Source organism: Paraburkholderia sp. MM6662-R1 (assembly GCF_050436245.1).
Classification (GTDB): domain Bacteria; phylum Pseudomonadota; class Gammaproteobacteria; order Burkholderiales; family Burkholderiaceae; genus Paraburkholderia; species Paraburkholderia tuberum.
The window spans coordinates 3635808-3660346 of sequence record NZ_JBNDLV010000001.1 but is presented as its reverse complement, the minus strand read 5'-3'; the positions used below and the strand labels follow the sequence as shown (position 1 = coordinate 3660346).

The following is a 24539-nucleotide window of genomic DNA, read 5'->3' as shown; positions in this document are numbered from 1 at the left end:
CGGGTGGTATGACGCCCAGCTGGACGAAGCTGCAAGTCGCGAAAATACGGCGTGCGCCCAAGGCGTCTTGTAGAAAGTACAAGACATGGCGACGTCAAAAGAAGGCGAGACACCCCCAGCAGGAAAAGACGCGCCGCCTGCGCGAACTTCCCGTTGCGGCATGACCGCGGACTTCGGCCCTTTGCTCGCGCGCCCATTTGGCGCGCCGGCTTCAGAGGGCGAAGACTTATGAAGGTCTGCTGGCTAAACGCGGCGTGTCAGGCCATGATTTGAAGCCGTGTTCGCATGTGCCCTGCGGCACCGTGCCCTTTTTTTTATCGGGCTGGGCCCTCTCAGGCAATTCTCCCGCCATCTTTCCCGCTCCAGCGTGTTTGTGAAAACACAATAAGACGCGGCACGCCTACTCTCCCCGCTCTCGCGACTGACAACCGCGCAGCTGGGCTGGCGAGGCCGCTCTGGAGCCGTTCAATGAAACGAATGTTGTTCAACGCGACGCAGCAGGAAGAGCTGCGCGTCGCCATCGTCGATGGGCAAAAACTCATCGACATCGATATCGAAACCGCCGGTCGCGAACAGCGCAAAGGCAATATTTACAAGGGCATCATCACGCGCATCGAGCCGTCGCTCGAGGCCTGCTTCGTCAACTACGGCGAAGACCGTCACGGCTTCCTGCCGTTCAAGGAAGTCGCCCGCCAGTACTTCCGCGACGGCGTCGACATGCGTTCCGCACGCATTCAGGACGCATTGAAGGAAGGTCAGGAACTGATCGTCCAGGTCGAAAAGGAAGAACGCGGCAACAAGGGCGCAGCCTTGACCACGTTCATCTCGCTCGCCGGCCGCTATCTGGTGCTGATGCCGAACAACCCGCGCGGCGGCGGCGTGTCGCGCCGGATCGAAGGCGACGACCGTCAGGAACTGCGCGAAACCATGGCGCAGCTGCAACTGCCGGAAGGCATGAGCATCATCGCGCGCACGGCCGGCATCGGCCGCAGCGCCGAAGAGCTGCAGTGGGACCTGAACTACCTGATGCAGCTGTGGCGCGCAATCGAAGCCGCGTCGCAAAGTGGCACGGCCGGCCAGCCGATGCTGATCTATCTCGAATCGAGCCTCGTGATCCGCGCGATTCGCGACTACTTCCAGCCCGATATCGGCGAAATCCTGATCGACACGACCGAAATCCATGACCAGGCCCGCGCCTTCATGGACATCGTGATGCCGGACAACGTCGGCAAGGTAAAGCGCTACCACGACGACGTGCCGCTTTTCTCGCGCTTCCAGATCGAGCACCAGATCGAAACCGCGTACTCGCGCACCGTGCCGCTGCCGTCGGGCGGCGCGATCGTCATCGATCACACCGAAGCGCTCGTCGCGATCGACGTGAACTCGGCGCGCGCCACCAAAGGCGCGGACATCGAGGAAACGGCCGCGCGCACGAACCTCGAAGCCGCCGACGAAGTCGCTCGCCAGCTGCGTCTGCGCGACCTGGGCGGCCTGATCGTGATCGACTTCATCGACATGGAATCGGCCAAGAGCCAGCGCGAAGTCGAACAGCGCCTGAAAGACGCGCTGAAGCACGACCGCGCCCGCGTCCAGATGGGTAAGATCTCGCGCTTCGGCCTCATGGAGCTGTCGCGTCAGCGTCTGCGTCCGGCGCTGTCGGAAGGCAGCCACGTCACGTGTCCGCGCTGTAACGGCACGGGCCACATCCGCGATACCGAATCGTCCGCGCTGCAAGTGCTGCGGATCATTCAGGAAGAAGCGATGAAGGAAAACACCGCGGCGATCCACTGCCAGGTGCCGGTCGAAGTGACCGCCTTCCTGTTGAACGAGAAGCGCGCCGAAATCAACAAGATCGAGTCGCGTTTCAAGGTCAACGTCGTGCTGATCCCGAATAAGCACCTCGACACGCCGCACTACAAGCTCGAGCGTCTGCGTCACGACGACGCGCGCCTCGACGAGCCGCGCGCATCGTGGAAGATGGCCGAAGAAGCGGCCCGCGAACTCGAATCGGAAACCGGCTACAGCAAGCGCGCTGAGGAAGTGAAGCCGAAGCAGGAAGCGGCGGTCAAGGGCATCACGCCCGAGAAGCCGGCTCCGAGCGCGCCGGCCCGCCCGGCGGCCATCCCCGCTCCGGTCGCGGTGACGCCGGCCAGTGGCGGCTTCATCGGCTGGCTGAAGAATCTGTTCGGCATGCAGCCGGCTGTTCCGGCACCTGCGGCGCCGGCCACCACCGACAAGCAGGCCCGTCCGCAACGCGGTGAACGCACCGAGCGCGGTGAGCGCACGGGCGAGCGCGGCGGCGATCGAAACCGCAATCGCCGTGGCGGCGCCGGCGGTCGCGACGCGGCAGCGCGTGGCGAAGGCGTGACCGGCGGCCGTCAGGCGCAAGGTCAGCAGCCGTCGCCGCGTCGCGAGGAACGCGAAGGCCGCGAGGCACGCGAGGGCCGCGAACCGCGCGCGCCGCGTGAGCAACGCGAACCGCGTGAAGGCCGTGAACCGCGTGAGGCTCGCGAGCCGCGTGAAGCGCGTGAACCGCGCGAGGCTCGCGAACGCGACACCCGCGGCGCCGAGCGCGCGGAAGCCGTCGAAGGCACGGCACGCGGTGAGCGTCGCGAGCGTGGCGAGCGCGCTGAACGCGTCGAGCGTGGCGAGCGTCGCAAGCCGCAGGCGGAAGTCGCCTCGGCGCTGACGCAAACCGACACGCAAGCTGCCGACGAACTGGCGCGCAACCGCGCCGCAGCGGGTGAAAACGGCGTGCCGGTCGATCAGGAAACAGTCGCACGTGACGGCGAAGAGCGTCGTCGTCGCCGCCGTGGCCGTCGTGGTGGTCGTCGCGAGCGTGAAGAGGACGTGAATGGCAATCTCGCGGCGGATGTCGCGGAAGCAGAAGGCGACAACGTTGCCGCCAGCGACGAAGCGCCGGTGCGCACCCAGCAGCCGGTCGAGCACACGCCTGCAGCCAGCGAAGCGAAGGAAGTGACCCCGGTCGAAGTGGTGGTCGCCGCTGTCGCAACGGAAAGCGCCGTCGTGGCCGAACTGCATGCGGCAGCCGAAACGCCGGCTCTCGCCGCGGAAAATGCCGCGAAGACCGAAAAGGTCGTGCCGGTCGAAGAGGCCCCGGCGGCGTCGATCGAACCCGTGGCGGCGGAGCCGGCTATCGAAGCGCCAGCGCAGGCAGAGCAAGCCGCGTCGGCCGCGAGCGAACCGGTTACGCCGGCCGCTTCGGTCGAATCCGCCGCGCGTGCCGAATCCCCGGCAGTCGAGCCGGCCCTGGAAGTGCAGCCGACCGTCCCGACCGAACCGCGAGCCGTCCCGGCTGCGCTCGACACCGCGGCTCCGGCCACGATCGTCGAAGCACCGGCAGCCGTGCCGGCACCGCAGGCCGAAATCGTCGAGCCGCAACCGGTCGTCGCATCGGAACCGGCCGTGGTCGAACCGGCGCCCGTCGCCGCGGCCCCGCAGCCGGCCCCCGTCCACAGCGCAGCCCCCGCCGCCGCGTCGGCCGACGCCTTGCAGCCGGTCCTCGAGCAGGCTGGCCTGGTCTGGGTGAACACTGACGCCGACAAGCTGCGTGCCGCGCAGGAAGCGGCGGCGCAGACGGTCAAGCCGCCGCGCGTGATCCGTGAGCGCAAGGCGCTGCCGCCAGACGACCACGCGCCGATGCAACAGGTAGAAACGATCAAGCATCCGCAGTAAGCCGCGTCGTTGTTCGTGAAAAAGCCCGCCCTTTCCGGCGGGCTTTTTCTTTAGGCGGTCGTTTGTCGCCGCGAGCCGCGCCGCTCCCCGTATACCCCCACAACGTCCGTCGCGCATCTGCCGCCACCGGCATTTCCGATAGAATCAAATCATCCCCGTCCGTTAAAGCACCTGACGAACCATTTCATGTCACGACGCATCATCCCTGTTGCCGATCTCAGCGCGGCGCCGGTCATCACCGGCCCAGTGCAGACACCTAGCGGCGTGCTGCACGATGCGCTCGCGCGTCCGCTGCACGATCTGCGCATCTCGGTGACGGACCGCTGCAACTTCCGCTGCGTGTATTGCATGCCGCGCGCCGTGTTCGACAAGGACTATGCTTTCCTGCCGCACAGCGCGTTGTTGAGTTTCGAGGAGATCGAGCGGCTCGCGCAGTTGTTCGTCGCGCATGGCGTCGAGAAAATTCGCCTGACCGGCGGCGAGCCGCTACTGCGCAAAAACCTCGAATTCCTGGTCGACCGGCTCGCCCGGTTGACCACGCCTGCGGGCCGTCCGCTCGATCTCACGCTGACCACCAACGGCTCGCTGCTCGCGCGCAAGGCGCGCAGCCTGAAGGACGCCGGCCTCACGCGCGTGACCGTCAGCCTCGACGCGCTCGACGACGCGCTGTTCCGCCGCATGAACGACGCCGACTTCGCGGTCGCCGACGTGCTCGATGGCATCGCCGCCGCGCACGCGGTCGGACTCGCGCCGGTCAAAGTCAACATGGTCGTCAAACGCGGTACCAACGACGGCGAAATCGTCCCCATGGCGCGTCATTTCAAAGGCACGGGCGCGGTACTGCGCTTCATCGAGTACATGGACGTCGGCACCTCGAACGGCTGGAACATGACCGAAGTGCTGCCTTCCGCCGACGTCGTCACGCGCATCGCCGAGCATTTCCCGCTGGTGCCGCTCGAAGCGCACAGCGCCGCCGAAACTGCGCAACGCTGGGGTTATGTCGACGGCGGCGGCGAGATCGGCGTCATTTCGAGCGTCACCCGCGCGTTCTGCGGCAATTGCACGCGCGCGCGTTTGTCGACCGAGGGCAAGCTATACCTGTGCCTGTTCGCATCGACCGGACATGACTTGCGCGCGCTGTTGCGCGGCGGTGCGAGCGATGCCGGGATCGCCACCGCCATCGCCGAAATCTGGCAGGGCCGCGGCGACCGCTACTCGCAGCTGCGCGGCAGCCAGCCGGCCGATCAGGGCGAGCCGGCCAAGCGTCGCGTGGAAATGTCCTACATCGGCGGCTGAGCGGCCGACGCATGTCCATCCCCCGCGAACAGATCACTGGCCTCGTGCTCGCGGGCGGGCGCGGCACGCGCATGGGCGGCGTCGACAAGGGGTTGCAGCCGCTGCACGGCGAACCGCTCGCCGCTCACGTGCTGCGGCGCCTCGCGCCGCAGACCGGCCCGCTGATGATCAGCGCGAACCGCCATCCCGACACCTATGCGGCGCTCGGCGCGCCATATCGCGCAACGCTCGTCGCCGACACCCTCCCCGACTTTCCCGGCCCGCTCGCCGGCATGCTCGCCGGACTGCGCGCCGGCGGCACGGCGTACCTGCTGAGCGCGCCCTGCGATTCGCCGTGGCTACCGGCCGACCTCGCCGCGCGCCTCGCGGATGCGCTCGACGCGAACCACGCCGACATCGCAACGGTCACCACCGTCGACACCGGTGGAGAAACCTCCCTGCACCCGGTATTCGCGCTGATGCGCACCGCCGTCGCGGACGACCTGGCCGCGTTTCTGGCCTCCGGCGAGCGCAAGGTCCGCGCGTGGTACGCGCGCCACAAGACGGTCGAAGTCGTCTTTGCCGACGAGCGCGCGTTCTACAATGCCAACTCGTTACAAGAACTCGCCGACCTCGAACGCAATCGGGGCCCCGGCTGACATCCGCTCCGGCCGCACGGCAACAGCCGCGCCCGTCACCGGTCGCGACGCCCAGCCATTCATGACCACGCTCAACGACTTTTCCCGCTGCGTCGCGCAGTACGATCCTCATGCGCTACCCGTCCCGGCCGCTCAGGCGATCGTCCGGCAGTGGGCGACGCCGGTCGCGGCCGTCGAGCGCCTGGCGTTGCGCGATGCACTCGACCGCGTGCTAGCCGCCGACATCGTGTCGCCGATCGACGTGCCCGCGCACGACAACTCCGCGATGGACGGCTACGCGTTCAATCACGCGGCGCTCGCGGCCGCTATGCGAGGCGGCGCGGACAGCGTCGAGCTGACGGTCGCCGGCAAGGCGCTCGCCGGTCATCCGTTCGCGGGCCGCGTCGCGGCGAACCAGTGCGTGCGCGTGATGACGGGCGCCTGCATGCCTGCCGGTTGCGACACCGTCGTGCCGCAGGAACAGGTGGAGCGCGACGGTGCGGATTCCACGTCGATCCGCTTCGCCGCCAGCGCGGCGGCGGCGGGTGCGAACCGCCGCCGCGCCGGCGAAGATCTCGCGCGCGGCCACGTCGCGCTGCATGCCGGCCGCATCGTGCGCGCGTCGGACCTCGGCCTGCTCGCGTCGCTCGGCATTGGCGAAGTCAGCGTGCGGCGGCGTTTGCGCGTCGCGTTCTTTTCGACCGGCGACGAACTGCGCTCGCTCGGCGAGCCGCTCGACGCGGGCTCGGTTTACGACAGCAACCGCTACACGCTGTTTGCGATGCTGCGGCACCTGAACATCGACGCGCTCGATCTCGGCGTCGTGCGTGACGAGCCGGCCGCGCTCGAAGCCGCGCTGCGCAGTGCCGCGGCCAACGCCGACGTGGTGCTGACTTCGGGCGGCGTGTCGGTGGGCGAAGCGGACTTCACGAAGCAGCTGCTACAGACCTTCGGCGACGTCGCCTTCTGGAGTCTCGCGATGCGCCCCGGCCGGCCGCTCGCGTTCGGCCGCCTGTGGTCCGGCGCACATCCCGGGCTCGGCAAACCTGCGCTATTCTTCGGCCTGCCCGGCAATCCGGTCGCCGTGATGGTGACGTTCTATCAGATCGTGCGCGAAGCGCTGCTGCTGATGGCCGGCGCGACGCCGCGGCCGCTGCCGGTGATTCACGCGACGAGCCGCGTGGCGGTGGGCAAGCGCGCGGGCCGCACCGAATTCCAGCGCGGCATCGCCGAACAGGACGCGCACGGACACTGGCATGTGAGCCCGACCGGGTCGCAAAGCTCAGGCGTGCTGAGCTCGATGAGCGAAGCGAACTGCTTCATCGTGCTCGGCCACGACGAGGGCGACATCGACGTCGGCGATCGCGTGTCGATCATGCTGTTCGACGGTCTCATCTGACGTTCCAGGCGGCGCATCGATCGCACGACATCGGCACCACAGCAGCACTTCATCGACACGCCACCCACTATCACTACTACGACACACGGGTTTGACTTACATGAAAAAACAGATCTCGTTCATCGCACCGGGACAGACGGCCAAAGCGCTGATTCTCGTGTATCTGACGTTCTCGGTGCCGATCGTGCTGCTCGGCGTGGTGGTCGCGTTCGTGCGCTATGGCTCGGTCGAGCTGAGCACGGTGTTCAGCGCGCTGCTGCTGAACGCGATCCTCGGCTTCGTGCTGTTGTGGATCGCGTGCCACGCCTACAACTGGGTCGCGTCGCGCTTCGGTGGTATCGAAATCCATCTGGCCGACGCACCGGAAGAAGCGTAATGCCCGCGACGATCCGCGCCGCCAAGCCCGCGGATACCGGCGCGAATCAGCCGGCGATCAGCTTCTATCAGAAGATGGGGGCGACGGTGTTGCCGGACTGGCGCGTCGTGCGCGTGACGGGCGATGCGCTGGCGCGGCTGGCTGCAAGGGCGTGAATTCCAGCGCCTCGCCCCTCATTGCTCATCAGGCTCCACATTCGACAGCGCATCGCCGAGCAACCCGCTCGCCTCGTCGCCCGGTAACGCCTCGACGTCGCGCAGCTTGCGGTTCATCATGCGCGTGCGCGTTTCCGCGGCCTCGATCGAACGCGTGACGGTTTCGAGCTGCGCCTTGGTCTTCGCGAGCACGTCGCCGAATTTGCCGAACTCCGTCTTCACCGCGCCGAGTACCTGCCACACCTCGCTCGAACGCTTTTCGATCGCGAGCGTGCGGAAACCCATCTGCAGACTATTGAGCAACGCGGTCAGCGTGGTCGGCCCCGCAATCGTCACGCGATAGTCCCGCTGCAGCAGATCCGTGAGTCCCGGTCGGCGCAGCACTTCCGCGTACAGGCCTTCGGTCGGCAGGAACAGCAGCGCGAAGTCGGTCGTATGCGGCGGCGCCACGTACTTCTCCGCGATCGTGCGCGCCTCCGCGCGAATTCGCACTTCGAGCGCGCGCGATGCTTCCTCGACCGCGACCGGATCGGCGCGCTCCTGCGCTTCGATCAGCCGCTCGTAGTCCTCGCGCGGGAATTTGGCGTCGATCGGCAGCCATACCGGCGTATTCGCGCCGCCGGGCTCCGGCCGCCCCGGCAGACGAATCGCGAACTCCACGCGATCGGCGCTCTTCGGCACGGTCGCGACGTTCTTCGCGTATTGATCGACGGTCAGCAGTTGTTCGAGCAAGGCTTCGAGCTGCACTTCGCCCCACGTGCCACGCGTCTTCACGTTGGTCAGCACGCGCTTCAGATCGCCGACGCCGGCCGCCAGCGTCTGCATTTCACCGAGGCCGCGATGCACCTGTTCGAGCCGGTCGGACACGAGCTTGAACGACTCGCCGAGACGCTGCTCAAGCGTTGCGTGCAGTTTTTCGTCCACGGTGCGGCGCATTTCCTCGAGCCGCGTCGCGTTGTTCGCCTCGATGTCCTTCAGACGCTGCTCGATCGTCGCGCGCACTTCGGCGAAGCGCCGGTCGTTCGCCTCGGTTAGTTGCCCGAGTTGCAGGCTCAGCGTGTCGCCGAACTGCTTCAGCGAGCGGCCCTGCTCGTCGCGCGCCTGCTGCGCCTGTGCCTGCAGGCTGTGACGCACGGCGTCGAGCTGTTGCGCGAAGCCGTCGATCTTGCCGCCCTGCACCGTCGTCATGCTGCTGAACTGCGCGGCGAGCGTCTGCTGAAAATGCGCGAAGCCGCTGCTTTGCTCGGTGCGCGACACGCGCGCGGTCTCGGCGATGTCGTTGCGCAGTTGCCGCTCGAGCCGCTCGGCGGTATGCGCCTGCGCGTCGACGACGGCATCGACGCGTTCGTTCAGCATCTCGAACTGTTCGCGCTGCTCCGGGCGGTCGTGACCGCGTAGCAGCAAGGCGAGTGCGATCACGAGGGCAACCGCCAGCACCGCGACGGCCGCCACCAGAATCATTGTCATGAACGCGCCTTGCCGATCACGTCGGGGTTGATCGGATTCGGCGGCTGACCGGCGCGCGGTCCTGCGCCGAGGCCGGCGATCAGGTTGTCCGCGGCGAGATTCGCCATGGCGCGGCGCGTGGTTTCGGTCGCGCTCGCGATGTGCGGCGTCAGCACGACGTTCGGCACGTTCAGCAGCGCCGGGTGCAGCTGCGGCTCGCCTTCGAACACGTCCAGACCGGCCGCCGCGATGCGCCTGTCACGCAGCGCGTCGGCCAACGCCGCATCGTCGACGATGCCGCCGCGCGCGATGTTGGTGAGCGTCGCGCGCGGCTTCATCAGCGCCAGTTCGGCCGCGCCGATCGTATGGTGGTTGCCTTTGTTGTACGGCAGCACCAGCACGACGTGGTCGGCGCGCCGCAGCAGATCCTCTTTCGACACGTACTCCGCGTTCAGCTCGGCCTCGATTTGCGGCGCGACGCGCGAGCGATTGTGATAGATGACCCGCATGTTGAAGCCCTGCGCGCGCCGCGCGAGCGCCTGGCCGATGCGGCCCATGCCGATCACGCCGAGCGTCGAACCGTATAGGTCGCTGCCGAGGAAGCCATCGTAGCTCCACTTCTGCCAATGTCCGGCGCGCAGCCAGTGCTCCGATTCGGCGATGCGGCGCGCGGCGGCCATCATCAGCGCCCAGCCGAAATCGGCGGTCGATTCGTTCAGCACGTCCGGCGTGTTGGTGCCGAGTACGTTCGCCGCGTTGAACGCGGCCATGTCGAAGTTGTTGTAGCCGACCGCCATGTTCGACACGACGCGCAGACGCGGCGCCGCGGCGAGCACGCCCGCGTCGATCATCTCGCCGGCCGTCAGCGCGCCGTCCTTGTCCGCGAGACGGCGCTTCAGTTCGTCGGCGGGCAACACGTCGCCCTCGTTCCAGTCGACGTCGAAGTACTGCTTGAGCCGGTCGATCACGTCGGGAAAGATCGAACGGGCAACGAGGATTTTCTGCAATGCAAGTCTCCGTATCGCACGTCGAGGGATTGTCTCGGCGTTGCAGAGTCAGCGTTCAAAAAAGAGCCAGCCGGTCAGCGCGAACAACGGCAGCAGCACCGCGCCGGACCAGCCCAGATACGCAAAAAAGCTCGGCATGCGCACGCCGCGCGATTGCGCGATCGCCTTCACCATGAAGTTCGGCGCGTTGCCGATGTAGGTGTTCGCGCCCATGAACACGGCGCCGGCCGAAATCGCCGCGAGCGTGGTCGCGCCGGTGGTCATCAAGGTCTGCGCATCGCCGCCGGCCAGGTTGAAGAACACGAGGTAGGTCGGCGCGTTGTCGAGAAACGAAGATAGCAGGCCGGTCGCCCAGAAGTACATGATGTCGCGCGGCTCGCCTGACGAATCATTGACCAGATGGACGATGCCCGCGAACGCGCCGGCTTCTCCCGCGCGCAGGATCATGATGACCGGCACGATCGTCACGAAGATGCCGGCGAACAGTTTGGCGACTTCCTCGATCGGCGCCCAATTGAAGTCGTTGCCCGCGCGGGCCGCGCGCGGTGTCCACGCGAGCGATAGCAGCGTGACGACGATCAGCGCGGCGTCGCGCACGATGTTTTGCAACGCGACGTGCGTGCCGAGCACGTCGAATGTGATTTGCGGGCGCCACAGTCCGCTCATCAGCACGAACGCGATCAGCGCGGCGAGCAGCACGAAATTGATCTTGCCGTCGATGCCGAGCGGCGCGCCGTCGGGCGTCGGATCGAGGAAAGCTGAACGCACCTCCTCGCGCTTGTGAAAGTAGTACGAGTCGAGCGCATAGAACGCGGCGAGCAGCATGCCGCTCACGAACAGCATCGGCCGCGCGAGATGCGTGGTGGTCCAGAAAAAGCTCACGCCTTCGAGAAAACCGAGGAACAGCGGCGGGTCGCCGAGCGGCGACAGCGCGCCACCGACGTTCGCGACGAGGAAGATGAAGAACACGACCACGTGGGTCACGTGGCGGCGATTGTCGTTTGCGCGCAGCAACGGGCGGATCAGCAGCATCGCCGCGCCGGTCGTACCCATCACGCTCGCGAGCAAGGTGCCGAGCGCGAGAATCGCGGTGTTCAGACGCGGTGTGCCATGCAGGTTGCCGCGCACGCAGATGCCGCCCGCGACGGTATAGAGCGCGGTCAGCAGGATGATGAACGGGATGTACTCGTCGAGCATGGCATGCGCGAGCGCGCCGAGCGCCGCGCTCGCGCCGAAGCTCACGGCAAGCGGCACGATGAACGCGAGCGCCCACGCCGCGGCGATCTTGCCGAAGTGGTGATGCCAGAGGGCTGGCGCGATCAGCGGAAGGATCGCGATCGACAGCAGCACACCCGCGAAGGGCAAGCCCCACAACGCCGACAAGCGCGCGCCGTCGAGGAGCGTCTCAGCCTGCACGGACGGCGAGCACAGCGCAAGCATCGACGCAACGGCGAGCCACCGGCCCGCGCGGCCGGCCTGCGAATTCATGCCGATACAGGCCGCGCGACGGCTTGCAACCGCACGCACGACAGATAACGCGTGTGTCGCGTATGCGCTGGCACGCCGCCGCGCGACGCGTTCAAGCATCCTGCACGACGATCGCATGCACCCGGTAGGGGCCGTGCGCGCCCAGCACGATGGTCTGCTCGATGTCGCCGGTGCGCGATGGTCCCGACACGAAATTGACCGCGCGCGGCAGCTCGCCGCGTTCCTTGCGGATCAGGTCGAACGCCTCTTCATGACCCGCGACGATCCGCGAGCCCGGCACGATCGCGATGTGCGTCTCCGGCAGCAGCCCGGCCGACGCATACGTCTCGGGACCGGACAGCAACACGAGCGTGCCGGTCTCCGCGGTCGCGCAGAAACAGCCGGTGAGACCGACCACGTCATTGTCTTGCGGTTTGCGATATTCGACGGCGAGGCCGGCTGCGGCCCACGGCAGATCGCGCAGCGTTTGCCACGCGATGGCCTGCAACGGCAAACCGTGTTGCGTCAGATAGCGATGCGCGGCGGCGGGTACATCGGCGAAGGTTTGAACGGTGTCGACAGTACTCGCCATTTTCTGCGCTTCCTCGATGAAGCGCGCGCGCAGATCGGTGGGCATGTCCGGACGCGGGCCGGCCGGATGACGCGCGAGATAGTCCGCCGCGGCTTCGCGCTCGGCGGCGCTCGGTTCGGGCTCGCGCCCTTGCGCGGCGCGGATGCGCGCCAGGATGTTGCGGCGGGCAATCGATGTGTCCATGGGCGAAATCCTCGTGTCGACGGCCGTGCGATATGGCGAGGATTATACCGGCCGCGCTCCGCGCGAACACCCTGGCCGAACGGCATATTGCCGCCAGTCGGTAGCGCGGCGACACTGTTCGCCGTGCCCCCGAACGCGAGCAGATCATGGTCAGGCGATGAACCGAAAAGCAGTCCGCACAGCGCGCTACCTGGCCGCCTCTTCTTCCGGCTGCGCGATGCCGAACACCTGGCGCAGATACGCGAGATACGCCTTGTCCTCGCACATGTTCTTGCCCGGCGAGTCCGACAATTTCGCGACCGGCTGACCGTTGCAACGAACCATCTTGATCACGATCTGCAGCGGGTTGTAGCCGAGGTCGTTGGTCAGATTGGTGCCCACGCCGAACGCGAGCTTGCAGCGGCCGCGGAAGCGCTCGTATAGCTGCAGCACCTTCGGGATGTCGAGCGCGTCGGAGAACACGAGGACCTTGGTGCGCGGGTCGCAACGATTCGCCTCGTAGTGTTTGAGCAGGCGCTCGCCCCAGTCGAATGGGTCGCCGGAATCGTGGCGAGCGCCGTCGAACAGCTTGCAGAAGTACATGTCGAAGTCGCGCAGGAACGCCTGCATGCCGTACACGTCGGAGAGCGCGATCCCGAGGTCGCCGCGATATTCCTTCGCCCACATCTCGAAGCCGAAGATCTGCGAGTCGCGCAGCCGCGGACCGAGCGCCTGGCAAGCCTGCAGGTACTCGTGCGCCATCGTGCCGAGCGGTGTCAGGCTGTGCTTCATCGCGTAGAAGACGTTGCTCGTGCCGGCGAACTGCTCGCCGAGACCGTCCTTCAGCGTGAGGATCACTTCCTCGTGCCACTGCTTCGAGAAGCGGCGGCGCGTGCCGTAATCGGCGATCTTGCAGTCGGCGAACTCCGGACGAGCGCCGAGCAGTTGAATCTTGTCGAGCAGACGGCCACGGCCTACGTGATAGTCGGGCGTTTGCTGGGTGTTGCGGAAATAGACTTCGTTGACGATCGCGAGCACCGGAATTTCGAAGAGGATCGTATGCAGCCACGGCCCCTTGATGTCGATGTCGATTTCGCCATTGCCCTTCGGCGACGGCGTGATCGAAATGTACTTCTCGTTCAGATGGAACAACGCGAGGAACTCGATGAAGTCGCCCTTGATGAAGCGCATGCGGCGCAGGTAGTCGAGTTCGTCGTCGGTGAAACGCAGTTCGCAGAGCTTGCGCATTTCGTCGCGAATCTCGTCGATGTACGGCACCAGATCGACGTTCGGCGTGCGGCAGCGGAAGCGGTACTCCACGTTGGCGGCGGGGAAGTGATGCAACACCACCTGCATCATCGTGAACTTGTACAGATCGGTATCGAGCAGCGAAGTAATAATCATGATGGTACGAACTGGACCGCTGAAAAAACGAAAAGGGCTCACTGCACCCTTGCAACGGACGCGCTGAGCCGAGCGGCGCGCCAACCTGATGCATGTTACCCGAATGCGTCCGCATCCAGCGTGCCACCGGGCCTTCGCCGCCATTGCGCGGCCGCTCGCGGCACCCCATAAACTAATCACGAAAACATATAAGACGCACGGCCCGATGCTTTATGCGCCTGTTGACGTTACGTTACAATAGTGCTTTTGGCGTCCGCGCCCTCCCCGATTCCGCATGCAGGAGCTGCCTGAATGACTCACGTTGTGACCGAAAGCTGCATCAAGTGCCGCTATACCGACTGCGTCGATGTGTGCCCGGTGGACTGCTTTCGCGAAGGTCCCAACTTCCTCGCGATCGACCCCGATGAATGCATCGACTGCGCCGTGTGCGTGGCCGAGTGCCCGGTGAACGCCATCTATGCCGAAGAAGACGTGCCGGGCGACCAGCAGGACTTCATCGCGCTGAACGCCGACCTGGCGAAAGCGTGGCCGAGCATCACGAAGACCAAGGCACCGCTGCCGGAAGCCGAGGAATTCAAGGATGTGAAGGAAAAGCTCGCGCTGCTCGCGCGCTGAGCGCGAGCCGCCTGTCACCTGCCTTGGCCGTTCAGGTTCAGTATCAGGATGAACGCCGAGGTATTGACAGACGTTTCAGCTGCCTCTAAAATTTCGTTTCTCTGCTGTTGTTGTTCTGTTCCTCGATAGCTCAGTCGGTAGAGCGCCGGACTGTTAATCCGTAGGTCCCTGGTTCGAGCCCAGGTCGAGGAGCCAAGAATTGCAAAAGCCCGTTAATCAAGACGGGTTTTTTTATGTAGATCAAGTTGTACTGCTGTTCCTCGATAGCTCAGTCGGTAGAGCGCCGGACTGTTAATCCGTAGGTCCCTGGTTCGAGCCCAGGTCGAGGAGCCAAAAAATTTGAAAGGCCCGCATCCATGCGGGCCTTTTTGTTTTTGTGCCACGATGGACAGCCTCACGCGCGCCGCGCGCCGTTATACGATGGCGCCTTCACGGCGCACGTTTCGCCCCGCTCTGGCGCCGGCCCACTCCAGACACTCAACCGGCACGCTCATGAAATCCACCTCGCTACGCATCGCGCTCGCGGCCGCCGGCGCCCTGCTGCTTTCTTCGGCGCGCGGCGAAGAAATCGCCAGCGTCAATACGAATTTTCACGTTACCGGCTCCGACCGCGTGGTCGTGGAGGCCTATGACGATCCCATCGTGCAAGGCGTCACCTGCTACGTGTCGCGGGCGCGGACGGGCGGCGTCAAAGGCACGCTCGGCATCGCCGAAGATCCGACCGAGGCGTCGATCGCGTGCCGCCAGCTCGGGGAGTTGCATTTCACCGGCCCCGTCAAGCAGAAGGACGACGTGTTCTCGGTCAGCATGTCGCTGATCTTCAAGTCGCTGCACGTGGTGCGCGTGGTCGACACGAAGCGCAACGCCCTGGTCTATCTGACCTACAGCGACCGCGTCGTCAGCGGCAGCGCGAAAAACAGCGTGAGCGCCGTACCGATGCCCACTGGCACGACGATTCCGGTCAAGTAAGGGCAAGTCAGGACAAGTACCGGCAATCGACGGCACCAGCGGCACACGGCGCGGCGCTGCACACCCGCCGCCGTCCCCGACAACGACGCGTTAAACTGACCGGTCCAGCTAGACTTTCGTCATGACCGCCACCCCTCGTTTCCGCGATTCCGCCCGCTACTGGCGCACGCCGCTACTGCCCGGCGCGGATCTGCTCACCGCCGAATATCACGATCACGAGTTCGCGCCGCATTGGCACGACGCCTACACGATCCCGGTGATCGTCGCGGGTGCGGAATGCTATCGGTATAGCGGCGAGCACCATGTCGCCGAAGCGGGCAGCGTGCCGGTCATCAACCCGGGCGAGTTGCATACGGGGTCGAAGGCGGTCGAGGCGGGCTGGCGGTATCGCGTGATGTATGCGCCGGTCGGGTTCCTCTGCGCGCTGGCCGACGAAGTCGCCGGCAAGCCGCAGGCCTTACCGTGGTTCGCGCCCGGCGTGATCCGCGATTCCGATCTCGCGACGCGGCTCGCGCACGCCCACCGTCTGCTCGAAGCCGGCGACGACGCGCTCGCCGCCGAAACCGCGATGCTCGACGCACTGTCCACGTTGCTGGTCCGCTATGCGCGGACGCGCCCCGCCGCCGCGCGCGTCGCCACCGACGACACTCGCGTCGCACTGATGCAGGAGCGTCTGACCGGCGACCTCGTCGAACCGGTGACGCTCGCCGAGGTCGCGAAGGCAGCGGGTCTGTCGCCGTTCCACGCGGCGCGGCTATTCACCCAATCGACCGGCCTGCCGCCCCACGCGTGGCGCAATCAGGTGCGCCTGCAGCGCGCGCTCGCGCCGTTGCGCGCCGGCGTCCCGGTGACCGACGTCGCCGCCGCGAGCGGCTTCACCGATCAGAGCCATTTCACGCGGCATTTCCGGCGCATGTTCGGCGTGCCGCCGGGCCAATGGCAAGGAACGCAGCGCGGTTCGTAACGCGATGCGGCACCGCCGGCGCCTGCGCCGCGCGCCGTGAGCGTGCCGCCGCAATCCGTCAGCCCGTCATCAGCCATCCCCCCGCTACACCGGAGCACCCCATCCGCAACCCGCCGCAAGAACGTACAAGTCCGAACGCCGGTCAGCCGCTATGCTTCCGACATCAAGGAGGCTTAGATTGACCGATTCCACCCAAGGCCAGCCCACCCGGGGCGGCCATCTCAAAGAATTCGCCGCCGGCGCGCGCGACATCATCCCGATGATGGTCGGCGCCGCGCCGTTCGGCGTCATTTTCGGCACGCTCGTGACCTCCAGCCCGCTGCATCTGTGGCACGGCCAGTTGATGTCGCTCGTCGTTTTCGCGGGCTCCGCGCAGTTCATCGCGCTCGGCCTGATCGCCGGGCATGCGAGCTTCGCCGTGATCTGGGCGACCACGCTCGTCGTCAATCTGCGTCACGTGCTGTATAGCGCGACGCTCGCACCGCACGTCGCGCATCTGCCGAAGCGCTGGCGTTGGGCGCTCGGCGCGCTGCTCACCGACGAAGTCTTCGCGGTCACGTGGGAGCATTACCGGCATCGCGAGCCGGGCACGGTCGGCCCGTACTACTTCTTCGGCGCCGGCGTCGCGATGTATCTGAACTGGCAGCTATGGACCGTCGCCGGCCTGCTGTTCGGCGCGGCCTTCCCCGGCCTGCAGTCGCTCGGTCTCGACTTTGCGATGGTGGCGACGTTCATTGCGATCGTCGTGCCGCAACTGGTCGCGCTGCGCTATATCGCGGCGGCCGTCACCGCCGGCGCGCTGGCGTTTTTCTGGCAGGCGTGGCCGTACAAGCTCGGCCTGCTCGGCGCAGTGTTCGCGGGAGTCGCGGTCGGCGTGCTGCTGTCGATGTCGCGTCTGAACCTGCGTGGCGCGCGCCGTCCCGTGGAGGCCACGCGATGAACTACGTCGTTCTGATCGTCGGCATGGCCGCGATTACGTGGTTGATCCGCGCGGCCGTGTTCGTGCTCGGCGACCGGCTCGTGTTCCCGCCGCTTCTGCGCGCCGCGCTTAGCTTCGTGCCGGTCACCGTGCTGACCGCGATCATCGTCCCGATGGCCGTGTCGCCGCACGGCAACAACGCCGAGCTGAGCTGGCGCAATCCGCAGTTGGTCGGCGCGCTCGCCGCGATCGTCGTTAGCGCGCTGACGCGCCGGCCGCTGCTGACGATCGCAGTCGGTCTAGGCGTGTTCTTCGTCTGGCAGTGCGTGGTGCCGAAGTAAGCGCGTCCTGTCTCTACGCTCATCGACTCATCAGCGGTCCCGTCGACACCTCGCCGCGTCGCGGGCCGCGCACTCCCCTTCAAGCGACTCCCAAGCGGGCCATTGCCCGAAGCCTCCCTCCAAAGCGTCCGCGCGTCGCCGGGCCGCCCTCAAGTTTCCCGCCACCCCGCCGATATGCAGTCGAGGTCCGCTCATCGGGAGTCGTCCCGCTGGTTACGCGGCAACAGGCTGGAATCAAGCGCGTCGGCAACCGGCGTCGCATCGCCTCGGTCCGCGAGCGGCCGGGCGATCTTGCGACGGCGCGCCGCGCGCGGCCGCATTAAACGGGATAACACATGGGTCAAATCACCCTGAAGCTCAAGGACGAGACCGTCTCGTCGCTGCGCAAGGACTTCGAGGCTTTTTTACGGGTCTCGCTGAAGCTCGATCCGCAGTTCGCGACGCCGTCGTTCGAGGATTTCTTACGCGCCAAGCTGCTCGACAACATGGTGCCGCTCACCGAGCACGCGGTACAGCGGATGCTGCAAGGCGGCCAGTACGCGTGGGCCAAACGCACGCTCGACAAGGAATTCCCGGACGTCGTGTCGATCCTGATGCGGCAGGCGGGCGAGTTCGGCTTCGGTTTCGCGGCGCGCTCGGAATGGACGCCCGAGGAGCTCACCAAGCAATGCCGCGACTGGGCCGCCGCAATCGTCAAGGAAGCGGAAGGCGACGCGACGCTGGTCGACCCCCTCGCCTCGCAGATCAAGAGCACGGTGCAGGACATTCAGGCGCTCGAGGAAGTGATGCAGACGCCGGCATGGCGGCTCGTCGAATCGCTGCGCCAGCGCGTCTACGAGGCGAAGGTCGCGTGCGAGACGAGCGTGGGCAGCACCGCGCGCGAGAAGCTCGGCGAACTGCGTGGGCTGTTGCGGCTAGGCATTTCGCACGGCACGTTCCAGAAGCAGGAAGCGCAGCAGATCATGGAGTATCTGCGGCTCTTGAAGCCGGAGATTTTCGTCGAGGAGCCGTACGACGTGTTCTCGCGGCTCGCGGCATGGCTGCGCAATTTCTTCGTGCCGCCGCCTCCGGTCGCGCAGCAACAGCAGCGGCAGTCGCGCTGAGCTTCCACTGACCCGCGCGGCGCGCGTCCCTTCGTCGGATCGACGCGCCCCCTGCCCGCGCGTCGATCCCAACGCGCGGTGCTAGCGGCTCAATCCCACATCGTCCTGAGCTTCGCCGCGATCTCGATCTTCGCCTGCGCGGCCGCGGCGAGCCCCGCCGCGCTCGGCGCGCTCGCCACCGCAATGCGCGGCCATGCATAGGCGTCGAACAGCGGCAGCATCGGCGTGGCGATGAAGCGCGTGCGCGACGCCCACACATGGCGGTCGCCCAGATGCGTCTGGTTGTGCACGTAAAAGCGCTGCGGCACGACGATATGCAGGTCTTCCTTCGCGCGCGTCATCGCCACGTAGAGCAGGCGCCGCTCCTCGTCGATTTCCTCGTCGCTGCCGGTGCCGAGATCGGAAGGAATGCAGCCGTCGACGCCGTTCAGCACGAACACGTTGCGCCACTCCTGACCCTTCGCCGAATGGATCGTCGACAGGATCAGGTAGTCCTCGTCGATCAGCGGCACGCCGGATTCATCGCTGGTCGCGTCGGGCGGATCGAGCGTCAATTCGGTCAGGAAGCGTTCACGCGACGGATACGTACCCGCGATGCTTTCCATCTGCAGCAGGTCCGCGTGACGGATCGCGGCGTCCTCGTGATTACGCTCCAGATGCGGCTCGTACCAGCGCCGCACCATCTCGAACTCGGCGGGCCACGGCGTTTGCCGGCCGTACACGCTCGACATCAGCTTGACGAACGGATGCCAGTCTTCCTGCGTGCGCGCGGGCGCCGCAAACGCGGCCAGCACACCGCCCGCGGTCGCGACCGGATCGCCGCCGTCCGCGCGCACGACGATGTCGTCGAGCACCTTCGCCGCGGTGGCCGGGCCGACGCCCGGCAGCAGCTGCACGACGCGAAAGCCGGCGACGCGATCGCGCGGATTCTCGGCCCAGCGCAGCACCGCGAGCACGTCCTTCACATGCACCGAGTCGAGAAATTTGAGCCCGCCGAACTTGACGAATGGAATGTTGCGGCGCGTGAGCTCGATCTCGAGCGCGGCGCTGTGATGCGCGGCGCGAAACAAAACCGCCTGCGACTTCAGCTTCACGCCCTGCTCGCGCGCCTCGAGCACCTGCTCGACGACGTAGCGAGCTTGCGCGGCATCGTCGGCGACCATGACGAGGCGCGGGCGCTGCGCCGACGCCTTGTCGGTCCACAGATTCTTGGTGTAGCGCTCGCTCGCGAGTTCGATCACCGCGTTCGACGCGGCGAGAATCGGCTCGGTCGAGCGATAGTTGCGCTCGAGCGTGACCTGCCTGGCGGGCGGCTCGAACTGCGTGGGAAAGTCGAGGATATTGCGCACCGTCGCGCCGCGAAACGAATAGATCGACTGAGCGTCGTCGCCGACCACGGTCAGGCCACGGCCGTCCGGCTTCATTGCGAGCAGGATCGACGCCTGCAGGCGGTTGGTGTCCTGGTATTCGTCGACCAGAACATGATCGAAACGCGCCGACAGATCGGCCGCGATGCTGGGCTCGGCGGCCATGTGCGACCAGTAGAGCAGCAGATCGTCGTAGTCGAGCACGCTCTGCTTCTGTTTGGCGTCGACGTATGCGGCGAACAGCCGGCGCAGATCGTCCTCCCAATCGCGACACCACGGAAACGCGCGGTGCAATACCTGGCCGAGCGATGCGCCGGTGTTGACGACACGCGAGTAGATCGCGAAGCAGGTGCCCTTCGCCGGAAACCGCCTCTCCTTCGCGGACAGTCCAAGCTCGTGGCGCACGAGGTTCATCAGGTCGGCGGAGTCTTCGCGGTCGTTGATCGTGAACGCGGGCGCGAGGCCGATCAGATCCGCGTATTCGCGCAACAGCCGCGCGCCGACGCTATGGAAGGTACCCGCCCACGTGAGCCCTTGCGCGAGCGCGGCGCGTGGACCGACGGTAGCGGCCGCGGCGCCCGCGATGCGGGTCACGCGGCGGATCATTTCGAGCGCCGCGCGGCGCGAGAAGGTCAACAGCAGGATGCGCTGCGGATCGGCACCCTTCACCACCAGATTGGCGACGCGGTGCGCGAGCGTGCTGGTCTTGCCGGAGCCGGCGCCCGCGATCACGAGCAGCGCGCCGGGCAGCGCGTCTGGCGTGTCGGTCCCGTATTCGACGGCTTCGCGTTGGGCGTCGTTGAGCTTCGCTAGCCAGGCGGCGGTATCGAACGACGGAGCGGATTCGGCGACGGTGGACACTGATCGGTTTCGCGGGTTGGATGGATTTTCAGGATGCGACGCACACTGTATATCCATACAACCTCATGCGACAAGCGCCCCTTTTTTCGGGCGCCGATCCGCCGGTCTACGCCGCGCACTACTGTTTCTTCGCGTCCTTCAGGTTGGCAGCAGCGCTGGCCTTGTCGGCGTCGGCCTGCGCGTCGGCTGTGGTCTTGTCCGCTTTCGCCTGGGCGAGCGCGGCTTTCTTGTCGGCCTTCGCCTGACGCCCGCGGCGCGCGAGCCTCGCAGACCCGCGCGCCGCGGCATCCAGCAGGGCTTAGTGCTTGACGTCCGCGCCGTCGCCCTGCGCGGCAGCCTGCCCTTCCATGTTCATCTTCATTTCGTTATTGGCGGTCTGTTTGTCCGCCTTCTGGTTCAGCTTCGCGCCGCGCACCTGCTCCTTGTACTGGTCCTTCGCGGCCTTCTGCTCCGCCTTCAATTCCGCTTTCGAGGACTTCCTGGCCGCGCGATACTCGGCGTTGGCCTTCGCGTCGGCGTCGCGCTTCTGCACGAGCGGGTCGGTGGAGCCCGAAGCCGTCAAACGGGCCGGCGGCGGCGCCATGTCGGCGGCGCCCTGGCTCTGGATCTGCGGCTGAGCGCCGATGCCTGCTGCCGGCTGCGCGGTCTGCGCAACGGCCGCCGTCGCGGCAAAAGCAGTGAGGGCGGTACCGAACAGGAGCGAACGAATCTGGGTCATGGTTATCCTCTCTGGAGTTGTTGTGACACGGGCGGACTCTCTGGCGTCGTGATGACGGGACGTCGCGCGCGCCTCGTCCGGTCTGTGCGTCGCTGGATGGGCGGCCGGGGAGCGATCCCGGAAGCCAGCGGGCTTTGCTGCTGAAACTGCACTCTAAGAGTGAAATCCGTCCGGTGCGACCAGCGTTACGGAACGTTTCACTTTCCGACAACTGAATAACATCTACTTTCATTTGCTTGCGCGAAGGGCTCGCCGGATGGCCGCGCCGCCGCTCCGGGTGCGCTTGCTTTATGATGCGAACCCCAACGCGACCCCGTGCCCAAAGGTGCAAACGCCATGCCCAACCTCAATTTCACGCTGACCGGCGAATACGTCGAACTCCACAATCTGCTGAAGATCACGGGCCTCGCGGATAGTGGCGGCGCCGCGAAGATGATGGTTGCCGACGGCGCCGTGATGGTCGATGGCCGGGTCGAGACGCGTAAGACCTGCAAGATCCGCGCGGGCCAGGTCGTGCTGCTCGGCGATACGCGGATCGCGGTCCACGAAGGCTGACGCCAGTCCGGAAAATCGCAGGACGGCACGCACCAGAATTGTGCGTCGTCCATCGACAGCGGCCGGGGGAGGCAATAAGCTGTCGGTTTCGACAGGTAAACGACGGACCGCGCCACGGGCGAGGAGTCGGCTGACCGGCTCGGCGCCGCGTCGCGGTTTTTTCCCGCCGGCTGCCCGGCCGCTCCAACGCCCGTCGGAGCGCGCGGCGAGATGCAATGCGGCGCCGCTCGCGCCCGCCTTTCGCTGACGCCACCGCTGTTGCCACCGCTGCCACTTTTCGCCGTCAGGCATTCGATGACTCAACCCAGCTTCGCCCGCGCGGCCAGCCGGCCGCCGACCCTATCCCGCCACGCGGCCGACACCGCGCGGCTCGCCGCGCCGCTCGCGATCGCGCAACTGTCGCAAATGGCGATGAGCGTCACCGACACGATCCTGCTCGGCTCGCTCGGCCCCGATGCGCTCGCCGCCGGCGGCCTCGGCGCGAACCTCTTTTTCGTCGTCGTCACGCTGCTGCAGGGCGTGCTGACCTCGGTCAGCGTCAGCGTCGCGCACGCGCGCGGCGCGCGGGACGACGGCCGGGTGCCGCATATTTACTGGACCGGTTTCGTGCTGTCGGTGCTGCTGTCGGTGCCGGCGTTCATCCTGCTGTCGTTCGCGTCGAGGATCCTGCTCGCGGTCGGCGAGCCGGGCCTGCTCGCGCACAACGTCGGCCGATACGCGGCGGTGTTGCGCTGGGGCGCACCCGCGAGCCTGATCGGCGTCGGCCTGATGCGCTCGTTTCTGCCGGCGATCGGCGCGGCACGGCGCCTGTTGTGGGTGTCGATCGCGAGCGTCGGCGTGAACGGCTTCCTGAACTACGGGCTCATCCACGGCGCGTACGGGCTGCCGCGGCTGGGTTTTCTCGGCTCGGCAGCCGCGACCACGATCACCGTGTGGCTGACCGCGCTCGTGCTGATGGCGCTGCTGCATCTGCGGCCGCGCTTCCGCCATTTCGTCGTCGCGACGCGGCCGAAGCTGCCTATAAGGACTTCCCTTTTTTTGCAAGCTGGGGTTGATTTATCCATCCATCCTCGTCCATCCATTCGATTGCCATGTCATCGGGGTACACATTCGGCATTCAGCGGCGAGACAGACTGCACACCTATAAACGGCCTTGTTGAGCACTATCATTGCGGGTGCCCGGGCCCGGATAGTAACCGCGCAGCAGGACTCCATCCGTTGGACGGCGAATACATTTCGTGTAGCGCCTCACAGCTTTTCGAGTTCGCCCGCTGCCGGTCTGACCTGTCGCTATCCTTGCCTTTGCGTCCTGGATTACGAAGTCACGCTTTTAGGTGACGCTGCGAATTTACCTGTTCATGCTGTTGTCCTACCGTGGCTGGGCCGGTGTTGAGGGAGTGGAGACATACGAGGGATCGAAGCGCTCGCCCTTGGCCAGAATTGCCCAGAGGATGCGCGCGTGCTTGTTGGCGACAGCCACCAGCGTTCGATACCAACCCACGCGTGCCTGGAGCTGAACGATCCAGCGCGAGAGCCGGTCGGTTCGTCGATGGGCGCTCGTTACTGCCGAGCGCGCGCCTTGGAACAGCAGCGTGCGCAGATACGTGTTGCCCTGTTTGGTGATGCGGCCCAGGTGGGTCTTGCCGCCGCTGCTCTTCTGTTTGGGCACCGTGCCGATCCAGGCGGCAAATTGGCGGCCGTTTTTGAACAGGCGAGCGTCGCCGACGGTAGCCACCGTGGCCGACGCGGTGAGCGGCCCGATGCCGATGACCGCCATCACGCGCTGCGCGTTGCTGTCGTGCTTCACGTGCGTGGCGACTTGCGCGTCGCACCAGGCGATTTGCTGGTCGAGGCCCTGCAGGTGCTCCCAGCCTCGCAGCAGCGCAGTGCGCGCGACACCGTTCAGTTCGGTGGCCCCGTCCTCCAGTGCCTCGACGAAGTGGGCACGAAATGCATTGATGCCTTGCGGCAGGAACACGCCGAACTCGACCAGCTCACCGCGCAGCCGGTTGACGAGCGCGGTACGCTCCTCAACGAAACCGTCCCGCATCCGGTGCAGCAGCAGCACGTTTTGCTGCTCTGCCGTTTTGACGGCCACGAAGCGCATGTGCGGTCGGCCCGCGGCCTCGCAGATGGCCTCGGCATCGAGCCTGTCGTTTTTCACGTGTTTGCCGCCCTTGCGGTAGGGCGCGGCGAGCTGCGGCGCGATCAGCCGAACCTCGTGGCCGAGCGCGCGCAGCTTGCGCCCCCAGTAGTGGGCTGCGCTGCACGCTTCCATTGCGACCAGGCACGGCTCGAGGTTGGCAAACCATTCGAGAAACTTCTGCCGTGAAATGGCTTTCCTGACCACCACGCGTTCCATGCTGTCCACGCCGTGTACCTGGATGATGTTCTTGGCCAGATCCACGCCGATACGAGTAATCTTGTCCATGACTTTCCCCTTCCCAGATGAGTTGTCTAGCACCAACCATCCTGGCATATCGCTATGCCACGAGATCGGGAAAGTCCTT

At 66.2% G+C, this 24539-nt stretch carries 20 protein-coding genes, 2 tRNA genes and 2 pseudogenes; 16 read left to right on the top strand and 8 right to left on the bottom strand.

The genetic code is table 11. From position 1 onward, the window contains the following. The first annotated feature begins 468 nt into the window (after window positions 1–468). From OKW39_RS17385 to OKW39_RS17360, 6 genes and pseudogenes are all read left to right on the top strand, one after another. Entirely contained in the window at window positions 469–3696 is a 3228-nt protein-coding gene (locus OKW39_RS17385) for an Rne/Rng family ribonuclease (RefSeq protein WP_429563111.1), read from the top strand. Between the two features lie 186 nt (window positions 3697–3882). Next, a complete protein-coding gene (gene moaA, locus OKW39_RS17380) occupies window positions 3883–4992 on the top strand; it encodes a GTP 3',8-cyclase MoaA (RefSeq protein WP_429335084.1) in 1110 nt (369 codons plus the stop codon). Between the two features lie 11 nt (window positions 4993–5003). Further along, entirely contained in the window at window positions 5004–5630 is a 627-nt protein-coding gene (gene mobA / locus OKW39_RS17375; RefSeq protein ID WP_429335085.1) for a molybdenum cofactor guanylyltransferase MobA, read from the top strand. A gap of 61 nt (window positions 5631–5691) precedes the next feature. After that, complete coding sequence (gene moeA, locus OKW39_RS17370; RefSeq protein WP_187612381.1) at window positions 5692–7008, top strand: molybdopterin molybdotransferase MoeA; 1317 nt, start codon at window positions 5692–5694, stop codon at window positions 7006–7008. A gap of 100 nt (window positions 7009–7108) precedes the next feature. After that, a complete protein-coding gene (locus OKW39_RS17365) occupies window positions 7109–7384 on the top strand; it encodes a hypothetical protein (RefSeq protein ID WP_008923126.1) in 276 nt (91 codons plus the stop codon). Window positions 7385–7428: 44 nt separating this feature from the next. Beyond that, window positions 7429–7539 (top strand): annotated as a pseudogene (locus OKW39_RS17360) (GNAT family N-acetyltransferase); the annotation flags it as partial. A gap of 18 nt (window positions 7540–7557) precedes the next feature. On the opposite strand, the gene OKW39_RS17355 reads toward OKW39_RS17360, so the two are convergent. From OKW39_RS17355 to pncB, 5 genes are all read right to left on the bottom strand, one after another. Next, window positions 7558–9006, bottom strand: coding sequence for a DNA recombination protein RmuC (locus tag OKW39_RS17355; RefSeq protein ID WP_429563110.1), 1449 nt, complete (start codon window positions 9004–9006; stop codon window positions 7558–7560). Then, a complete protein-coding gene (locus OKW39_RS17350) occupies window positions 9003–9992 on the bottom strand; it encodes a 2-hydroxyacid dehydrogenase (protein WP_429363326.1) in 990 nt (329 codons plus the stop codon). Before OKW39_RS17350 ends, OKW39_RS17355 begins: the two co-directional genes overlap by 4 nt. Window positions 9993–10040: 48 nt before the next feature. Continuing rightward, on the bottom strand, window positions 10041–11432 hold the full coding sequence (locus OKW39_RS17345; RefSeq protein ID WP_429336587.1) for a sodium:proton antiporter: 1392 nt from the start codon (window positions 11430–11432) through the stop codon (window positions 10041–10043). Between the two features lie 139 nt (window positions 11433–11571). Continuing rightward, complete coding sequence (locus OKW39_RS17340) at window positions 11572–12234, bottom strand: LutC/YkgG family protein (protein WP_184073768.1); 663 nt, start codon at window positions 12232–12234, stop codon at window positions 11572–11574. Between the two features lie 186 nt (window positions 12235–12420). Then, complete coding sequence (gene pncB, locus OKW39_RS17335) at window positions 12421–13617, bottom strand: nicotinate phosphoribosyltransferase (protein ID WP_090801208.1); 1197 nt, start codon at window positions 13615–13617, stop codon at window positions 12421–12423. 291 nt (window positions 13618–13908) lie between these two features. On the opposite strand from pncB, the gene fdxA reads away from it, so the two are divergent. The 8 genes from fdxA (at window position 13909) to OKW39_RS17295 (ending at window position 18528) form a co-directional block, all read left to right on the top strand. After that, entirely contained in the window at window positions 13909–14232 is a 324-nt protein-coding gene (fdxA, locus tag OKW39_RS17330) for a ferredoxin FdxA (protein WP_090801209.1), read from the top strand. Between the two features lie 119 nt (window positions 14233–14351). Beyond that, window positions 14352–14427 (top strand) — tRNA-Asn (locus tag OKW39_RS17325). A gap of 62 nt (window positions 14428–14489) precedes the next feature. Then, window positions 14490–14565 (top strand) — tRNA-Asn (locus OKW39_RS17320). Window positions 14566–14724: 159 nt separating this feature from the next. After that, window positions 14725–15201 carry a CreA family protein gene (locus OKW39_RS17315; protein ID WP_090805411.1) on the top strand — a complete coding sequence of 159 codons (477 nt, stop codon included), beginning with the start codon at window positions 14725–14727 and terminating at the stop codon, window positions 15199–15201. A gap of 121 nt (window positions 15202–15322) precedes the next feature. Then, window positions 15323–16165, top strand: coding sequence for a helix-turn-helix transcriptional regulator (locus tag OKW39_RS17310; protein WP_090801211.1), 843 nt, complete (start codon window positions 15323–15325; stop codon window positions 16163–16165). 178 nt (window positions 16166–16343) lie between these two features. Then, window positions 16344–17105 (top strand): AzlC family ABC transporter permease, encoded by a 762-nt coding sequence (locus OKW39_RS17305; RefSeq protein ID WP_429563109.1) that lies wholly within the window; start codon window positions 16344–16346, stop codon window positions 17103–17105. Beyond that, complete coding sequence (locus OKW39_RS17300) at window positions 17102–17425, top strand: AzlD domain-containing protein (RefSeq protein WP_429563108.1); 324 nt, start codon at window positions 17102–17104, stop codon at window positions 17423–17425. The genes OKW39_RS17305 and OKW39_RS17300 overlap by 4 nt, the downstream gene beginning before the upstream one ends. Window positions 17426–17760: 335 nt before the next feature. Then, complete coding sequence (locus tag OKW39_RS17295) at window positions 17761–18528, top strand: DUF4088 family protein (protein WP_429563107.1); 768 nt, start codon at window positions 17761–17763, stop codon at window positions 18526–18528. Between the two features lie 89 nt (window positions 18529–18617). Here OKW39_RS17295 and OKW39_RS17290 read toward each other — a convergent pair whose 3' ends face one another. Beyond that, entirely contained in the window at window positions 18618–20813 is a 2196-nt protein-coding gene (locus OKW39_RS17290; protein WP_429563106.1) for an ATP-dependent helicase, read from the bottom strand. Between the two features lie 241 nt (window positions 20814–21054). Beyond that, complete coding sequence (locus OKW39_RS17285) at window positions 21055–21474, bottom strand: hypothetical protein (RefSeq protein WP_429335092.1); 420 nt, start codon at window positions 21472–21474, stop codon at window positions 21055–21057. 336 nt (window positions 21475–21810) lie between these two features. Between OKW39_RS17285 and OKW39_RS17280 the strand changes: the two genes are divergently transcribed. Then, window positions 21811–22029: an RNA-binding S4 domain-containing protein gene (locus OKW39_RS17280; protein WP_187612393.1), complete on the top strand. Its 219-nt coding sequence runs from the start codon at window positions 21811–21813 to the stop codon at window positions 22027–22029. A 294-nt stretch (window positions 22030–22323) separates the two neighbouring features. Further along, a pseudogene (locus tag OKW39_RS17275) lies at window positions 22324–23067 on the top strand (MATE family efflux transporter); the annotation flags it as partial. A 331-nt stretch (window positions 23068–23398) separates the two neighbouring features. Here the strand turns inward: OKW39_RS17275 and OKW39_RS17270 are convergent. Further along, window positions 23399–24460 carry an IS110 family transposase gene (locus tag OKW39_RS17270; protein WP_090812806.1) on the bottom strand — a complete coding sequence of 354 codons (1062 nt, stop codon included), beginning with the start codon at window positions 24458–24460 and terminating at the stop codon, window positions 23399–23401. Window positions 24461–24539 lie beyond the last annotated feature (79 nt).

Excerpts from the sequence above, each read along its gene's own strand:
- OKW39_RS17385 (WP_429563111.1), top strand. The coding sequence starts at position 469 with ATGAAACGAATGTTGTTCAACGCGACGCAGCAGGAAGAGCTGCGCGTC.
- moaA (WP_429335084.1), top strand. The coding sequence starts at position 3,883 with ATGTCACGACGCATCATCCCTGTTGCCGATCTCAGCGCGGCGCCGGTC.
- mobA (WP_429335085.1), top strand. The coding sequence starts at position 5,004 with ATGTCCATCCCCCGCGAACAGATCACTGGCCTCGTGCTCGCGGGCGGG.
- moeA (WP_187612381.1), top strand. The coding sequence starts at position 5,692 with ATGACCACGCTCAACGACTTTTCCCGCTGCGTCGCGCAGTACGATCCT.
- OKW39_RS17365 (WP_008923126.1), top strand. The coding sequence starts at position 7,109 with ATGAAAAAACAGATCTCGTTCATCGCACCGGGACAGACGGCCAAAGCG.
- OKW39_RS17355 (WP_429563110.1), bottom strand. The coding sequence starts at position 9,006 with ATGACAATGATTCTGGTGGCGGCCGTCGCGGTGCTGGCGGTTGCCCTC.
- OKW39_RS17345 (WP_429336587.1), bottom strand. The coding sequence starts at position 11,432 with ATGCTTGCGCTGTGCTCGCCGTCCGTGCAGGCTGAGACGCTCCTCGAC.
- OKW39_RS17340 (WP_184073768.1), bottom strand. The coding sequence starts at position 12,234 with ATGGACACATCGATTGCCCGCCGCAACATCCTGGCGCGCATCCGCGCC.
- pncB (WP_090801208.1), bottom strand. The coding sequence starts at position 13,617 with ATGATTATTACTTCGCTGCTCGATACCGATCTGTACAAGTTCACGATG.
- fdxA (WP_090801209.1), top strand. The coding sequence starts at position 13,909 with ATGACTCACGTTGTGACCGAAAGCTGCATCAAGTGCCGCTATACCGAC.
- OKW39_RS17315 (WP_090805411.1), top strand. The coding sequence starts at position 14,725 with ATGAAATCCACCTCGCTACGCATCGCGCTCGCGGCCGCCGGCGCCCTG.
- OKW39_RS17310 (WP_090801211.1), top strand. The coding sequence starts at position 15,323 with ATGACCGCCACCCCTCGTTTCCGCGATTCCGCCCGCTACTGGCGCACG.
- OKW39_RS17300 (WP_429563108.1), top strand. The coding sequence starts at position 17,102 with ATGAACTACGTCGTTCTGATCGTCGGCATGGCCGCGATTACGTGGTTG.
- OKW39_RS17295 (WP_429563107.1), top strand. The coding sequence starts at position 17,761 with ATGGGTCAAATCACCCTGAAGCTCAAGGACGAGACCGTCTCGTCGCTG.
- OKW39_RS17290 (WP_429563106.1), bottom strand. The coding sequence starts at position 20,813 with ATGGATATACAGTGTGCGTCGCATCCTGAAAATCCATCCAACCCGCGA.
- OKW39_RS17285 (WP_429335092.1), bottom strand. The coding sequence starts at position 21,474 with ATGACCCAGATTCGTTCGCTCCTGTTCGGTACCGCCCTCACTGCTTTT.
- OKW39_RS17280 (WP_187612393.1), top strand. The coding sequence starts at position 21,811 with ATGCCCAACCTCAATTTCACGCTGACCGGCGAATACGTCGAACTCCAC.
- OKW39_RS17270 (WP_090812806.1), bottom strand. The coding sequence starts at position 24,460 with ATGGACAAGATTACTCGTATCGGCGTGGATCTGGCCAAGAACATCATC.